Source organism: Bacteroides sp. 41_26 (assembly GCF_949740115.1).
Classification (GTDB): domain Bacteria; phylum Bacteroidota; class Bacteroidia; order Bacteroidales; family Bacteroidaceae; genus Bacteroides; species Bacteroides nordii.
In genome coordinates this window covers 1-16,308 of sequence record NZ_CATJGZ010000072.1, presented here as the reverse complement: position 1 = coordinate 16,308, position 16,308 = coordinate 1, and the positions used below count along the sequence as shown (strand labels likewise).

Below are 16,308 nucleotides of genomic sequence, written 5' to 3'. Positions count from 1 at the left end.
TGTTGATACTGCTATGGCAGAACTGAATACTGCATTCCAGGCTGCAAGTGCTGAAATGTATGCACAGAGCGGTGCTCAAGGTGGTGCTCAGGCTGGTCCGGATATGAACGCTGGACAACAAGCTGGTGGACAGTCTAATGGTGGACAGGATGAACATATTCAGGATGCAGACTTCGAAGAAGTGAAGTAAAATCGATCAGTAAACGATTAATATATTAAAAGAGAGAGCCGTAGGTCATTGACTTACGGCTCTCTCTCTTTTCTAGAAATCCTTTTAGGAGGAAGTATACTAACTAATCAAAAGTTGTACTTCTATTAGCACTATTTTTAATTAGTATTTTTCAACTTTGCAAAAGTGTACAATGATCCATAGCAAGAGTGTACATTATTGAGGTATAAAAGTGTACATTCTTATATTACTTGATTATCAGTGGTTTAAGATGGAAATATTGACTAATTCCGGATATAATGCAAAAGAAGAAAAATTATTCATCGAATTTTAATAGGGTTTTCTACTTCTAAGCGATCTTATAAGTAGAAAGCAAGAATTATTCACCTTTAAAATCATACGAAGATGAAAAAGTTAGTTGGAGTTATAATGGGCTGGTTGATATTTTTCTTACTATTGGATATTGCACCTTTGCAGGCACGGGAAGAAGTGGATGGCTATTTCACGGTTACAGGGGTTGTGAGAAACAAGGATGATAGGAAAAAGCTGGAGAATGTGAATGTTTCTGTGCCCGGTACAAATATTGGGACGGTAACAAATTCAGATGGTCTATTCTCTCTTAAGATCAAAGATGCTGAAATAGTCCGGGGGCTGGAAGTATCTCATATCGGGTACCTCAATACTCAGATCTCTTTGAAAGAAAATAAGGATTTATCTGCATTGACTGTATGGATGATGCCGGCACCTAATTTACTGAGTGAGATTGTGATTTTTGGTAATAATGCCCGTGGTATTGTGGAAGAAGCAATTAGAAAAATCCCGGTAAACTATTCTCCTAATGAGAATATGCTGACAACATTTTACAGAGAAACAGTACAAAAGAGGCGTCGTTATATCAGTGTGTCGGAGGCTGTTATAGATGTATATAAGACAGCTTATAATGACCGTGTACCTGTGAAAGATAAGGTACAACTCCAGAAAGGGCGTCGTTTGCTGAGTCAGAAAACCAGTGACACATTGGCTGTGAAGGTAGTGGGAGGTCCCAGTTTGGCTATTTATCTGGATGTCGTGAAGAATCAGGATGCATTGCTGAATATGGGAGATTTGGATTATTATGAATTTCACATCGAAGAGCCTGTGAATTTTGATAACCGTATGCAATATGTAATCAGTTTTCGGCCCAAAGTTAACCTGATGTATGCATTGTTTTATGGGAAACTATATATAGATTTTGAGAAGCTGGCATTTACTCGGGCAGAGTTCTCGCTGGATATGAAAAATAAAACGAAAGCCGTGGAAGCTATTTTACATAAGAAACCTTTGGGCTTACAGTTTAAGCCACAGGAAGTATCTTATCTGGTGACTTATAAAGAGCAGAATGGGAAGACGTATTTGAACTATATATGGAATACCATCCGTTTCAAATGTGATTGGAAGAAGCGCCTCTTCTCTTCGGGATATACAGTTTATTCTGAGATGGTGGTAACAGACAGGCAAGAGGATAACTTTACAGCTATTTCTAATAAGACGGCTTTCAAAGAAAAGCAAGTGTTTTATGATTTAGTAGATGAATACTGGAACGAAGATTTCTGGAAAGAATACAATATCATTGAACCTGCTGAGTCTTTGGAGCACGCTGTGAACAAATTGAAAAAGCAATCTCGTTAGAGTTCAGATAGTTTTTTATATATTTGGTACCAATAATGATTCGGGTATGCTAAATGAACTGTTCATACTTGCTAAAATAAAAGAGGGTGATATAAAAGCATTCGAGGAAATTTTCCGTCGCTATTATTCACCCCTTTGCTGGTATGCTGCAGGTATAACAGGCGAAGTGGAAGCTGCCGAAGAGATAGTAGAAGAACTCTTCTACGTATTTTGGAAAGACCGGGAACATTTGCAGATATTTCAATCCATTAAAAGTTATCTGTACAGGGCTGCACGCAATGAAGCGCTTCAATACTGCCAGCATAGAGAAGTCAGAGAACGGTATCGGGAGTATGTGCTGGCAGATAATGTTTCAGAACAGGTGTCTGATCCTCATCGGCAATTGGAGTATGAGGAGTTGCAGGAGGTTATCCGCCATACACTTGATAAACTGCCGGGGCGCAGACTCAGGATATTTGAAATGCATCGTATGGAAGGAAAGAAATATGTAGAGATTGCTTCGTCTCTTTCATTGTCTGTCAAAACAGTGGAAGCAGAGATGACAAAAGCACTCCGGACTTTACGAAATGAAATAGATAATTATATTCTTACGAAATGACTGAAGTAAATAAAAATAAAGTGAGGACAGATGAGGCATGGAGGCACTTGTATGCTCGTTTGGATAAAGACAGCCTGCTTGTAGAGGCGGGAGAGGAGGTGATCCGTCGTAGGCTTTTCTTAAAATGGGGAACTGTAGCTGCTGCTATGTTGGCAGGAGTGATCTGTCTGATGTCTGTTTGGTGGTTAATGCCGGGAAATGATACTGGAAATCTTAATCTGGTAACTCAGGAAAACAGAGAGAAGTCAACGCTGGTCACTACTCTTGAAGATGGCTCTATTGTTTATTTGGGGCAGGAGAGTGTATTACAGTACCCTGAACATTTTGCCACGGATAAGAGAGAGGTTAACTTGCATGGAGAAGCCTTTTTTGATGTAGCGAAGAAACATGGACAAACTTTCCTGATTGAAACCGAGAAGGTACAGATAGAAGTATTGGGTACAGCTTTTAATGTCCGTAGTAATGAAGAAGTTCCGTTTAGTTTGTCTGTGCGACGTGGTAAGGTGAAGGTATCACTGAAACGGGGAGGTCACAGTGTTCTTGTGAATGCGGGCGAAACGGTTACATTACAAGCACAACAGTTGCAGTTAAGTGAGACCTCAAAAGGTAATGAGTCTGATATTTATACAAAGAACATACGTTTTAAGGATGAAAGCCTGGAAGATATCCTGCAGGTAGTGAATGCTGAAAATTCTGCGTTGCAGATACAAGCAGGTTCATTGGATTTGGGTAAACGCAAGCTGACTATTGAGTTTCTGGACAACTCGCCCGATACGGTTGCCGAACTGATCTGTTGGGCGTTAAATTTGAAATGTACTCGTGAAGGAGATAAACTGATTTTGTCCGAACGATGATTCTTAAAGTTTAAAAATATGAAATTACATCCTCTCTGTCTGCTTTTCTTCGGACTGCTTTTTATTGCTGCTGGTACAATAAGAGCAGGTGGAGATGATGTTCTGGATCGTGTTATCAGTCTGCCTAAGATGAAAGGTACGGTGTATTCCTTGTTGGGTAAAGTCTCAGAACGTTCCGGATATTTTTTTGTTTATGATAGTAAGGTCGTGAACAATGATGTTGTGACAAAGACGAAGGAGAAAGACTGTACAATTCGGCAGGCTATCTATGAAATAACCGGTAACAGGAGATTGGTTTTAAAGGTGATTGGAGGACATATATTAATCCTGCCTCCTGTAGAAAAGAATAAGAATATAAAAAAAGAGAGCCAATTGCCCTTGCCAGCCTTTTCCACAATTACCGGTACTTTGTTGGATAAAGAAACCGGGGAGCCTGTGGTCAATGCATCAGTGACAATTCAAGGTACTTCAATAGGTAATATTACAAATAAAGACGGAGAGTTCAGACTTCATTTACCCGACTCTCTGAGAGATGGGGTTCTTTCTTTTTCTCATTTGGGTTATGTAGCGCAGAATGTTGAAGCGGCTATGCTTATGGGTCGTGACAATATACTGAGTCTGGAGCCTAAAATCGTTCCCTTGCAGGAGGTTCTGATCCGGTTGGTAGAACCCAAAAAGTTGTTGAGGGAAATGCTAAAGCGGCGAGAGGAAAATTATTCATTGGTCCCAGTTCATCTGACGACATTTTACCGGGAGGGAGTTCAGTTAAAGAACAAGTTTCAGAATCTGACGGAAGCTGTATTCAAAGTTTATAAATCTCCTCTGGATGAATCCGGGGTGTTGGATCAGGTGAAGTTACTGAAGATGAGCCGGATGGATAACCGTGAAAGTACAGATAGCCTGATTGCTAAGATTAGGGCGGGTATTCAGGCTTGCCTGCAACTGGATATCATGAAAGATCTACCGGATTTTCTATCTGTTGATGCAGAAGATAATCCGTATACATATACTTCCGGTGGCATCACCTCTATAGATGACCGTTGTGTAAATGTGGTTTCTTTTGAGCAGAAGCAAGGGGTTAAAGAACCGCTTTATTGCGGGGAGTTATATATTGATTCGGAAAATGGGGCTTTATTACAGGCACGAATTGAAATGCAACCCCGGTATATAAAAAAAGCTACAAGGATTTTTGTTGTCCGGCAAGCTCCCAGTGTAAATCTGACAGCACAAAAGGTGGTATATACTATTTCATATAAACCGTGGAGAGGTACTTACTATATTCACCATATCCGTGGCGATTTGTTTTTTAGGATGAAGAAAAAACGGGCACTGTTCAGTAATCCCACTTTGCATACATGGTTCGAAATGGTAACATGCAAGGTGGATAGGGATAATGTGGCCCGTTTTTCCCGTACTGAAAGGGTACCAATACATACAGTACTTGCAGATATTGATTTTAAATATGATGAAAGTTTCTGGGAAGAGTTTAATACGATCCCGTTAGAGGAAGAGTTGAGTAAGATAATAGAGAAGGTAACGTTAAAGATAGAAAAAACAGTTCATCAAGAGGAGTGAAGATAAGCAGGATATTTGTTATTTTGCAGTTTGAATGAAATATATTCAATGAATACGAAAAGATATGATTAAACAAGACTATCTGGTACGGATGATTCAGGAAATTATCTCTTTGATTGCAAATGCTATTCTGAATAAGAAGAAATTTCGTAAGCAAGAGTGGGTAGAGTATGATTGCCTGACCCGACAAATTTTAGGCTTTCCTGCCGAGCAGTTGATTGATATGGATATGCGGGAGTTGATCGAACGGTATAAAGGCGATCCTGACGAAATGGGTAAAATAGAACTTGCTGCTATGAGTATGCTGAAATTGTCAGAAGATATGTCTTCAGATCATGTCCTGCAAAAATCTAAACTCCGACAGGACGGTCTCTGGTTGCTCAAGTATGTCCAGGAAGAAGGGAATACATTCTCTATCCAACGGACAAGCCTGATAAAACTGCTGGAAATAAACGGGTGAATAAAAAAAACGGTATGCAGGAGTGGAGCAAATGTATGCATAAAACTTGCTGTATCTGCATCTGTTAATCTTGAAAAACTATATCTTTGTACCCCGGTTACAAAATAGTGTTTTAATATGGAATTACCTAAAGACCCGATGATGTTGTTTAGTGTCATCAATATGAAGCTTCGTGATAACTATTCTTCGTTGGATGAATTGTGTGATGATCTGCATGTAGAGAAAGAGGACATCATTAATCAGCTCAAAAATGCAGGCTTTGAATATAGTCCGGAACATAATAAGTTTTGGTAACCTGTTGTTATAATAGAGTTGTTTAATTGTAAATTGTTTCACCAATCATTTTATAATTATTTACTTAATAATCAGTGAAACAACTCTTTTATATTTACTTATCAATGTACAGTACGCAGTAGGATGTATTAAAATATCAGTTGTGATTTTAGTTCAGGAAACTGATTCTGATGCCAATACGGATATATCTTTGGCGTTTTACTTGCCTCATCCAACCGCTTTATTTGTTCTGTTGTCAGACTCCAGCCGATGGCTCCGAGATTCTGTTTCAGATGTTCTTCGGTTCGTGCACCAATTACAAGACTGCAAATAGTAGGACGTTGCAATAGCCAGTTTAGTGCTACCTGTGCCACTGTCTTTCCTAGCTCTCCCGCAATATCTTCCAGAACATCAATAATATTGTAAAGAAGATCGTATGACATGATTTCATCACCTACCGGAGCACCGCCACGGGCCACTCTTCCATCTTCCGGAATCGGATTATTACGACGATAACGTCCTCCCAAACGTCCTGCTGCTAACGGACTCCAGACAAATGTACCAACTTGCTGATCGACGCCAAGTGGCATCAGCTCCCATTCAAACTCACGGTTGAGCAAAGAGTAATACACCTGGTGGGCTACATAACGTGACCAACCGTATTTGTCGGAAACAGCCAGTGACTTCATTAACTGCCAGCCGGAGAAGTTGGAGCATCCGATGTAGCGTACCTTTCCGCTTTGAACAAGATTGTTCAGTGCGCTAAGGGTCTCTTCCAACGGAGTAGCGCCATCAAAGCCGTGCATATAATAGATGTCGATATAGTCTGTTCCCAAACGTCGCAGACTGGCTTCACAGGCATTGATAATGTGAAAGCGGGAAGCTCCCATTTCGTTCCGGTCTTCTCCCATTGGAAAAGTGGCTTTGGTGGAGATGAGAAGACGGTCTCGCTTTCCGGAAATAGCTTTGCCAAGTATCTCTTCCGACAAGCCACGGGAATAAATATCGGCTGTGTCAAAGAGATTTAGTCCGGCTTCCAGGCACATATCTACCATGCGGGTAGCTTCGGCAACACCTGTATTTCCCCAACCTTCAAACCCGTGAGTACCTCCAAAGGTTGCTGTTCCTAAGCTCAATGCCGGAACAAAAAGTCCTGAGCCGTTTAATTGTCTGTATTCCATAAATGTTTCTGATTTTTTGAATAATAGTAAATGTATATATATAACGATTACTATTATGATAAAGTTGCATTTTGGGCAATAAAACCTGAAAGAAATGAAGTAAAACGTCTCCGGATAATAATTATACAGATATTAGCTAAACACAGGATACAGATAAATAACCTTTCGTCCACAAACATCTCTTGTTGTTTCATTGTTATACCCGGCAAATATCTTATTGGGGTATGTTCGAACACTGGAAAAGCTTGAAAGGAGTGAGGGGATGGCATGTCTGGAAATTAAAGTTGATTGATGCCAGATTGTACTTTGTCAGCATCTTTGTGGGATTGCTGACAGGGCTTATTGCCGTGCCTTATCATTATCTGTTACAATTTTTTTTCGATATCCGGCGCACATTCTTTGACGCTCATCCCCGTTGGTATTGGCATATTATGTTGTTCCTGGCATTATGGGGAATACTTATCTTTGTTTCCTGGTTAGTTCGTAAGATGCCGCTCATCACCGGTGGTGGTATTCCGCAAACGAGAGGGGTTATCAATGGCCGCATCTCCTATAAGCATCCTTTTATAGAAATGGTATCTAAGTTTGTGGGAGGAGTTCTTGCATTGACTGCGGGGTTGTCTTTAGGGCGTGAAGGTCCCTCTGTACAGATTGGCTCTTACGTTGGTTGCCTTGTTTCCAAATGGACGCGGGTACTTGCCGGAGAGCGTAAACAACTTCTGGCTGCCGGAGCAGGTGCCGGCCTGGCAGCTGCATTTTCGGCCCCTCTCGCTTCCTCATTGTTAGTAATTGAATCAATCGAACGCTTTGATGCACCGAAAACTGCTATTACTACGTTACTCGCCGGTGTGGTAGCCGGGGGGGTGGCAAGCTGGATATTTCCCATCAGTCCTTATCGTCTTATAGATGCCATCGAACCATTGCTTCCCTTTTTATCTCAGGTAAAACTATTCCTGTTACTTGCAGTGGTTATCTCTCTCTTTGGAAAATTTTATTCTGAATTGACGTTGTATTTCAAACAAGTCTATTCGCAGGTGAAACATCCTGTGCATATGAAGATGCTCTACCTGTTAGTGATTGCTTATGCTATTTCACTGTTGCAAGTGAATCTGACGGGAGGAGGCGAACAATTCCTGTTAGAACAGGTCACTGATGGGAGTAAGCAGGTTATGTGGGTGTTGGCAATGATGATGGTTCATTTTGTATTTACGGCACTTTCCATCTCTTCCGGATTGCCGGGAGGAAATTTTATCCCTACGTTGGTGACTGGTGGGTTATTCGGGCAGATTGTAGCTCTGATATTGGTACAAAGAGGGTTTATAGCTCAGGAGAATGTGAGTTATATTATGCTGATCAGTATGTCTGCTTTTCTTGTTGCTGTTATCCGGACACCACTGACGGCTATTGTTCTGATAACAGAGATAACAGGACACTTTGAAGTTTTCTATCCTTCTGTGGTGGTGGGCGGACTGACGTATTATTTCACGGAGTTATTGCAAATAAAGCCTTTCAATGTCACTTTATACAACGATATGATAAATACCCCCGATTTTCAGCAGCAGAAGCGTTATACACTCTCGGTAGAGATCATGACCGGTTCTTATCTGGATGGTAAAGAGGTGAATGAGTTAAGATTACCCGAACATTGTATCATTATCAATGTACACCGTGACCGGAAAGACCTGACACCGGCCGGTACCCGGCTTATTCCGGGAGATCAGGTACAAATAGAGATGGATGCACAAGACATCGAAAAGTTATACGAACCATTGGTAAGCATGGCAAATATCTATTAATAACGGATCGTATAGAGCATTTGTATGCTGATTTATGGGATATACCAGCACTTTTGACTGATAATTCTTTGAATTTCATTTCTTTTATCTATATTTGTAGCCATACTGAAATACAACTATAGAAATGAAAAAACACGATTTTCTTTTTTTTCTTTGCGTGCTTGTCTGCTTCCTCCCTTTTTTCTTGAGTGATGTGGTGTATGATGCCTATAAGCAGTTTAACGCTTCTCATGGTATGGTAATGAGTTTTATCAAGTTTGCCATTCTTTCCACTTTGGGCGAGGTGATTGGGCTTCGTATCAGTACCGGTTCTTATCATCGCCGTGGTTTTGGTATTTTGCCCCGTGCGTTTGTCTGGGGATTACTCGGATTGGGGATCAACATGGCTTTTGTTGTTTTCTCTAACGGAGTTCCTGCCTTTGCTTCTTATTTAGGAGTGGCGGATGCCGGTAGTATAATGTCCGGCCCTCTTTCTATTGATAAGGTATTGTTGGCGTTGGCTATTTCTGTAACGATGAATACCATTTTCGGACCAGTATTTATGACCCTGCATAAGGTTACTGATACTCACATTCTTGCTACCGGAGGTACGATGAAGGGCTTCTTTACCCCTATTCCTATGGGGCAGATTTTGCAGAATCTTAATTGGAAAGTACAATGGGGCTTTGTTTTTAAGAAGACTATTCCGTTTTTCTGGTTTCCTGCCCATACCATAACTTTCCTTTTGCCGGGTGATGCACGTGTATTGTTTGCGGCTTTATTGGGAGTGGTACTTGGTATATTTCTGGCAATAGCAGCGCGCAAGTAACAGATCGTTTACTTTTATACCGGAGATCGCTTTTGTTTACAAATCGGTTTCCGCCAGCTTCTTTTTGTCAAGAGTCGATTTATTGATTCTTAACTAAAAAGGGCACTTTTCGTTGTAAAGTATCTGTTGCATTGCAACACAGTAGTATTTGCATCGCAACATAGTATGAAATGAATCATAACATACCAGGTAATAAACCGTTTCATACCGAGGAAATTCATGTAAGTACCGAGGAAAACTTACTTAACAACCTTGCTCAGGAGTGCTTTGAACGAGGAGGACGAAAAAAAAGAGGAAAGTTATAACTTCCCTCTTTTACCTCAGTTTAATCTGAATATACTTTATCATTACTCTTACAAAGATACTACTTTACTTTGTCAAAGTCAAGCTTTTCCCTTTTATTTTAAGAAAACGATTGGTTTACTTGTTTTCCGATTGTTCCCGCAGCCAGGCTATTTCTTCGGGCCACAACGTTTCGTCTATTGTTTCGAGTATCAACGGCATATTGTCAAAGCGTGGATCGTGCATTAGTTTTTCAAAGAAAGCGAAACCGATCAGCCCTTTTCCGATACTGTCGTGGCGGTCTACATGGCTACCCAACTCTTTCTTTGAATCGTTGAGGTGCATTCCACGGAGATAGCGGAATCCTACTACTTCTTCAAATTCGTTAAACACGGCATCATAGTCTCCAAGGAAATCGTACCCCGCCGTGAACGTGTGGCAGGTATCCAGACAGACGCCAACCCGGCTTTTGTCCTCTACACGATCGATGATATATTTCAGATGCCAGAACTCATTTCCTAAGTTGCTGCCTTGTCCCGCAGTATTTTCAATAACTGCCGTTACTCCTTTCGTCTTTTCCAGCGTGATATTGATGCTTTCTGCAATGAGGTCAAGGCTGTCTTCTACTGAAATTTTATTCAAATGACTGCCCGGATGAAAGTTTAGCAGTTTCAGTCCCAACTGTTCGCAACGTTGCATTTCGTCTAAAAAGGCGGCACGGCTTTTCTCCAGTGCATCCGGTTCGGGATGTCCCAGGTTGATAAGATAACTATCATGGGGAAGAATATACTCCGGTTTGAAGTTATACTTTTCGCAGTTCTCTTTAAAAAGGCAAATGCTTTCTTCGGTCAGAGGTTTACTTATCCATTGGCGTTGATTCTTAGTGAAAAGTGCAAAGGCATTAGCGCCTATTTCATGTGCATTGACAGGGGCATTTTCCACACCTCCCGAGGCACTGACATGTGCTCCGATATATTTCATACTGTTTCTTTTTAGTTTATTACATTTACATGCAAAGATAACAATTATTATATCTGATGAAACGCAGATTAACTCAAATTTCTGCAGATTAAAAAGACCGTTATTTTAGTCTTATACTTGTTCTTCTTTGCGGAAATTTGCGTTAATCTGCGTTTTAGCCTCATTATCGCTTGTCGCACCTCCTCGTGCGGGAAGCACCGGGAAGTACTATATTTCGAAATCGGGCAGATAGTCTACCAGTTTCTTTTCGATTTTTTTTCCATCTGTTTGTTCATTAATGAATGTGGCACCTTCGTTTTTGGCAGCGTCATAAATCAGAGATGCTTTCTCTGTCTTGTTACTTATGCTGATGGCGGCTTTACCTGTCGGGGTAAGGTTACATTGGATAACCCAGTCACCTACCTGCCAAGTGTCGCCTTTACGGGTCACTTTCATATCTGCCCGGTCTTTGCCATGTGTATCGATGATAGTCAGAAAACGAGCAGTGGCAGCTTGTGATGTTGTAGCCGAGAAGTGCCAGTGATTGGGATACTTTACGGTCTTTCCACTTTTGTCCGTCACATTTTTCCAGTTGGTAGGTGGGCAGAAGAATGTATCTGTCAAGGCTTCTTGCACAGGAGCAGAACTGAACAGATGGGCAACTGATACACCGTCAACCGCATTGTGCCCTGTAATGGTAATAGCATCAGGTGACTGACGTTTTACGTCCATTGGGAATGAGGTGGTATGCAACAGATAGCTCCAAGTTACAGGTTCTTTTCCTTCCAGCTCATCATAAATGACATAAACCCCTGTCTTACCCAGTTGGATAACGTGGCGGCGGAACATATTCAATTTATTCTCATCCCAACCATTCTCCGGAGTAAACTTTGTTCCACTGAGGCGCGCACGCTCGAGCCAGAGAGGAGAGGTCACTTTGCCATAAGCATTTGAAGCGTCGCCTACAAAATAAGAGAGTTTTTCTCCTTCATACCAACGCGGTATCCAGCCATAACCCTCTGTTCCTATTTTCTGTCCCATACCGTTCACGAGGATAGAGTTGTGGGCACGGGTGTTACGATAAGAATACATGCAATGGTCGTCAGTGAAACCTGTACGGTGACCGCTACTATAGAAAATCTCTTTACCACCGTAGAACGTATTGAATGCATTCTGATTGGCAAGTGCATGTGAGGTACTTCCGTAAGAACTACTGCGGAAGGAGAGCATGGCATTCTTCTCCGGTTCTCCCAGAGAGGTATTCATATTCCCTAATCCCGTTTCATTGAAAACGTGTGTCTGTGGCATATCATCGAGGGTACGTTTACCAATGGGGAAAACATCTTCAGCCGGGAAAGGCTTTTTAGTGATACAACGATACCAGGTAAGGTCGGCAGGTTTTGCTTCGAAAGAAGTTTGGAAGATGTCCGGTTGGCGTTCCTTGATAAATCGTACGTAAGCAGCCGCCCACGGATTATTGCATTGACGTGCCAATGCATCGGCGTAACCTACACGTGCTCCGCTGGGAGTCTTTTGATTTTCGTGAGAATTTCCCTGTCCGGCAGCTTTAGAGAAAGGAGGTTGCTGATAGATAACGTACAATGCATTCTTATTGTACCATGGATCAGCAAAGAAATCGAATTCGGTGACGCGTGAGAAGAAAGCGGGTACTTCAATCAGTGTACGGATGTTCACGTGAAAATAGGAATCTCCGTTATGCCATCCTCCGTCTGCATTAAGTCCCGGCAGGCGTGATACCCATTCGTTATAGCAATAATCTACCCAGGTAGAGGCTTCGGGGAGTTCGCCGTAAGTAGCAAATGCAGCCATTGTAAGGATACGGAAAGTCATTTGCCAAACGTGATTATCGGCAATACGGTTCTCAAGATGGTTGACGTATTCTTCGAAAAATTTACTTCCATTTTCCCGGATACTACCCAGTAAAAGAGTTTTCTCAGTAGGGGTGAGCAGGTGGTAGAAGGCGTCGTAAGCCGAAGTGCTCATGGAGAGAATTGTACCGAGGTTAAAGTCACCGGCAAAATACTTACTGTCTTTCCAGGAGAGGATTTCGGTAAGACGCTTCATTGCTTCACGATAATATACCTCGTTTTTAGTCAGTAGATAAGCACGTATCATGCCTTCTATATTTTTCTCTTCACGATCTACAATCTTTCGGCTTTCGCGGATAAGGGCGGATTTGTACTGTACGATGTTTGTTAGTTTCACCACTGCGCTGGTATCAATTTCTTCTGCCAGGTGTTTCAGGGGGTGCATGATACATTTATCGGCTTTGGTGATGTAAGACTGCGCTTCCGGATTATTCTGATTTCGGACGATGATGTCGTTCCATTCTTTAAAGTCGAGAAGAATACGAGGGTGTTCTGCAGGAAGTTTAGTGAGTAACTCTTGCAATGAAGGTGGATTGAAAGTACGCGTATTCTCATCTATATAGAAATGATAAACAGGTGACCACTCTTCTTTACCGTTCTTGTCTACATAAGCATGTTGCCAGTAATAAGTACCTTTCTCAAAGAGTTGGAACGGATTGAAGAAAGCCCAGTTACGTTCAGCGGTAATGACTCCTTGCCGAAAGTCTTTGTCGCGGGCGATGCGTATGCGATAAGTTACGTGTGGTTTATGCTCTTCACCTTCCACGCCATCGAGTACAGCGCCGAGGTGAGGGAATTTATCCGGCCACATGAAGCGTGGCGGGTTCATTGCAATGTGTTGTCCGTCGAGTGGGGAAGGAGTTTCGCGTACCTCATGCATAAGTGTAGGTTGCGTCAGATGCATGATGCTGTTCTGCGCTCCTACTGAAGTAGAAGACAGGAGGGCGGCGAAGAGGAAATAGTAAGTGATTCGTTTCATGATTTAAAGACTAATTAATAATAATATGCCAATTAAATAATGTGCCAATGTGCTAATGTGCCAATATGCCAATATGCCAATTACCATGCGGTGAGTAAACGTCGCGCAGCCAATTGGCACATTGGCATATTGGCACATTATCACATTATTTAAAAAGTTCTTTTAATTTCACCGTTTTATTGTTGATAAGCGGGTGTGCCCAAAAGCCTATAAAGGTTATGTATCCTACGAATATCAAAATGCTCAGCATACCTATGCGTAGTGAAGTGGCATCTGCCAGTGTACTGACAATCATTGGACCACCTGCACCACCTGCAATCGCCGAACAAAGAATCCCGGCAAATGAACCGTGGTGTTTTCGTGCTGAATTCAGAGCCAGAGAGAAGACGATACTAAACATCATCGAGATACTGAATCCAATAGCCGGGAAAGCAATCAGCGACATTTCACGTGTACCAAATAAAGCGGTCAGTAACAATATCATAGTGAGGAATCCTGAAATTTGCAACAACCGCTTACTGTCCATCAGTTTCAGCAGGAACATGCCGACGATGCAACCTGCCGTCATCAGTCCCCAGAAATAACTGACAGCCTGTGCACCTTCTGTCTGTGGATTGACACCATGATATTGCTCAAGGAAGGTACTCATGAATATGGAAGTTCCCTGTTCTGTGCTTACATAGCAGAAGATACCCAAAAAGAACAACCAGACATACTTCTGTTTGAATAACTCCAGATAGGAACTGGTGGTACCGCTTTTTTCCTCTTCCTGCAGAGTGATTTTCGGGAAGCGTGAGATGCCGACTGCAATCAGCATAATCAGTAATAGTGCGGAAAAGACCCAGTAGAGAGATACCCAGGGCATTTCTCTCGGAGTAACATCTGCCAACAGATCGAGTAGGAAATTATGTCCGGCGACGTAGGTGTCAGCATTCAGTTCCCGTATCAGATAGGTATAAACCAATGGACTGAGGAATGAAGCGATACCAAACATAAATTGTGCCAGTTCGGCAACAAAAGCATAGTTTTCTTCACCTCCTACAGTACGTTGCAATGGATTCAGTACTGTTTGTAACATCGCCATACCTAACCCGATGATAAAGGATGAGGCTAATAACATGGGATAGGTATGAAGACAAGCGAAAAGAATGGTACCAATAAACGGCATTAAAAAACCACAGAAAAGTACCGGTTTCTCTCCGTAACGGTCAATCAGCAATCCGGCAGGGATAGACATGATGGCATATGCCAGGAAAAAAGAAGTTGGAATAAATCCTGCCATTGCCAGGTCGCTCAGGTTGAAGTTGTGGATGATATCCGGTATCAGCGGCCCCAGAATATTGGTAATAAAAGATATAGTGAACCAAAACGCCATAATGAGCGCCAGCATTCCAAAGTTTCTTTTCATAATAATAGTGTTTCAGAATTCTTTTGTACTATCGTCGATTAAATATTAACCCCGCTGCTCCTATACTCCCGGCTTTATTACCCAGACGAGCTGCAATGATTTCAGTGTTGACTGCACAATCGGGGATGGCATAACAATGCGCTTGCCGGCTGACCTTCTCTATGTAGAAGTCTCCCGCTTCGGACAGTCCGCCCCCAATAACAATGCGTTGCGGGCTAAAGATATTAATAAATCCGGCAATACCATGTCCCAAATAGTCACAATGTTCTTCTAAACATTCTGTAGCAAGTTTATTTCCCTCTTTGTAGAGGTGGACAATAAGCTCACCATTGATCTCCTTTCCAGGATATTGTATGCCTGCTTCTGCGCTACGTTGTGTAAAACGACGTACCAGAGCCGATGTGGAAGCGTAATGTTCCAGACAGCCTACTGAACCACAAGCACAAGCCTCTCCATTGGCGATGAGGGGTACATGTCCTAGTTCCGTCCCTCGGTTGGCAAAACCGTTGAATAGTTTGCCGTCAATCACAACAGCTCCTCCGATTCCTGTACCGACAGTCAGAAACACAACATGTGTTGCTCCTTGTCCTGCTCCATACATTGTTTCTCCCAATCCCATCAGATTGGCGTCATTGCCAAGTAAAGTAGGGAGTCCGGTAGCTTTTTCAATTGTATCCGCTAAGGGAAGCTTTTCCCATCCCTTGATGTTTTCGGCTCCTCCGAGAACTATGCGGTTGGTTTCGTCTACAATTCCTGGTGTACCAATACCAATACCTTCGATATTGTATCCTTGTTCAGTGGCGAAAACTTTTACTTCATTGATTGCTTTTATCAATTGTTCTATTACGGCTTCTGCCGAGACATCAGCTAAAGAGGGCAGTTTTCCTTGAAACAGGAATTCTCCTTTATTACTGATCAGGGCGTATTTGATGGAGGTACCACCCAAATCGATGCCGATAGCATATAGGTTGTTCATAAAATATCTTATTAAGTTGGATGTACTTTTCTTTTGCCTTGATGCAAAAGAAAAGATACCAAAAGAAAAGATCAAGGCTGCATTTCCTCCGCTACTGCACTACGGTGAAAAGCTAAAGGGGCTCGAACTCGCTTCGCTCAGACAATCGCCCCTTCTTACGCTTTTCACCTCCGTTCCGTTTGACGCTGCGGAAATGAGGCCGGGGGGGACCATTCGGATGGTAGATAGCATACAATACTTCTTGTAACTAAAGATGTATACTATATTACATTAATTATATTGCAATATATTTACTTTTATATCACATATCTCTACCTCATCCTAAACCGTAGTTCCGCTGATGAACGGCCTCCGGCCTCATTTTTTCTCCGTCAAGCGAACGCCCGCAGTGAAGCGTCAAAAAGGGGCGATTGTTTGAGCGAAGCGAGTTCG

Annotated in this window: 14 protein-coding genes; 9 read left to right on the top strand and 5 right to left on the bottom strand. The window is 42.1% G+C overall.

Annotation, left to right across the window (positions count from 1 at the left end; translation table 11 throughout):
- The 7 genes from QX565_RS10190 to QX565_RS10160 form a co-directional block, all read left to right on the top strand.
- The coding region (locus tag QX565_RS10190) for a hypothetical protein (RefSeq protein WP_289292695.1) at nt 1-190 on the top strand (190 nt) is incomplete at its 5' end.
- A 384-nt stretch (nt 191-574) separates the two neighbouring features.
- Nucleotides 575-1,837, top strand: coding sequence for a carboxypeptidase-like regulatory domain-containing protein (locus QX565_RS10185; protein WP_289292694.1), 1,263 nt, complete (start codon nt 575-577; stop codon nt 1,835-1,837).
- Nucleotides 1,838-1,883: 46 nt separating this feature from the next.
- Nucleotides 1,884-2,435 carry an RNA polymerase sigma-70 factor gene (locus QX565_RS10180; RefSeq protein ID WP_195571596.1) on the top strand — a complete coding sequence of 184 codons (552 nt, stop codon included), beginning with the start codon at nt 1,884-1,886 and terminating at the stop codon, nt 2,433-2,435.
- Nucleotides 2,432-3,289 carry a FecR family protein gene (locus QX565_RS10175; protein ID WP_289292693.1) on the top strand — a complete coding sequence of 286 codons (858 nt, stop codon included), beginning with the start codon at nt 2,432-2,434 and terminating at the stop codon, nt 3,287-3,289. The genes QX565_RS10180 and QX565_RS10175 overlap by 4 nt, the downstream gene beginning before the upstream one ends.
- 18 nt (nt 3,290-3,307) lie before the next feature.
- A complete protein-coding gene (locus QX565_RS10170; protein ID WP_289292692.1) occupies nt 3,308-4,864 on the top strand; it encodes a carboxypeptidase-like regulatory domain-containing protein in 1,557 nt (518 codons plus the stop codon).
- A gap of 64 nt (nt 4,865-4,928) precedes the next feature.
- Nucleotides 4,929-5,324: a hypothetical protein gene (locus QX565_RS10165; protein ID WP_289292691.1), complete on the top strand. Its 396-nt coding sequence runs from the start codon at nt 4,929-4,931 to the stop codon at nt 5,322-5,324.
- A gap of 117 nt (nt 5,325-5,441) precedes the next feature.
- Nucleotides 5,442-5,618, top strand: a complete 177-nt coding sequence (locus QX565_RS10160) for a DUF4250 domain-containing protein (RefSeq protein WP_289292690.1) — start codon at nt 5,442-5,444, stop codon at nt 5,616-5,618.
- Nucleotides 5,619-5,746: 128 nt separating this feature from the next.
- On the opposite strand, the gene QX565_RS10155 is transcribed toward QX565_RS10160, so the two are convergent.
- Nucleotides 5,747-6,778: an aldo/keto reductase gene (locus tag QX565_RS10155; RefSeq protein ID WP_289292689.1), complete on the bottom strand. Its 1,032-nt coding sequence runs from the start codon at nt 6,776-6,778 to the stop codon at nt 5,747-5,749.
- 224 nt (nt 6,779-7,002) lie between these two features.
- Here QX565_RS10155 and QX565_RS10150 point away from each other — a divergent pair, with 224 nt between their 5' ends.
- A complete protein-coding gene (locus tag QX565_RS10150) occupies nt 7,003-8,574 on the top strand; it encodes a ClC family H(+)/Cl(-) exchange transporter (protein ID WP_221648552.1) in 1,572 nt (523 codons plus the stop codon).
- Between the two features lie 124 nt (nt 8,575-8,698).
- Complete coding sequence (locus QX565_RS10145) at nt 8,699-9,382, top strand: hypothetical protein (RefSeq protein WP_221648551.1); 684 nt, start codon at nt 8,699-8,701, stop codon at nt 9,380-9,382.
- Nucleotides 9,383-9,802: 420 nt separating this feature from the next.
- On the opposite strand, the gene nfo is transcribed toward QX565_RS10145, so the two are convergent.
- The 4 genes from nfo to QX565_RS10125 all read right to left on the bottom strand — a co-directional run bounded on the left by nfo (nt 9,803) and on the right by QX565_RS10125 (nt 15,876).
- On the bottom strand, nt 9,803-10,645 hold the full coding sequence (nfo, locus tag QX565_RS10140; RefSeq protein ID WP_289292688.1) for a deoxyribonuclease IV: 843 nt from the start codon (nt 10,643-10,645) through the stop codon (nt 9,803-9,805).
- A gap of 207 nt (nt 10,646-10,852) precedes the next feature.
- Nucleotides 10,853-13,495 (bottom strand): DUF4962 domain-containing protein, encoded by a 2,643-nt coding sequence (locus tag QX565_RS10135; protein WP_289292696.1) that lies wholly within the window; start codon nt 13,493-13,495, stop codon nt 10,853-10,855.
- A 142-nt stretch (nt 13,496-13,637) separates the two neighbouring features.
- Complete coding sequence (locus QX565_RS10130; RefSeq protein ID WP_221648549.1) at nt 13,638-14,900, bottom strand: sugar MFS transporter; 1,263 nt, start codon at nt 14,898-14,900, stop codon at nt 13,638-13,640.
- A 28-nt stretch (nt 14,901-14,928) separates the two neighbouring features.
- On the bottom strand, nt 14,929-15,876 hold the full coding sequence (locus QX565_RS10125; RefSeq protein WP_289292687.1) for an ROK family protein: 948 nt from the start codon (nt 15,874-15,876) through the stop codon (nt 14,929-14,931).
- Nucleotides 15,877-16,308: the final 432 nt, after the last annotated feature.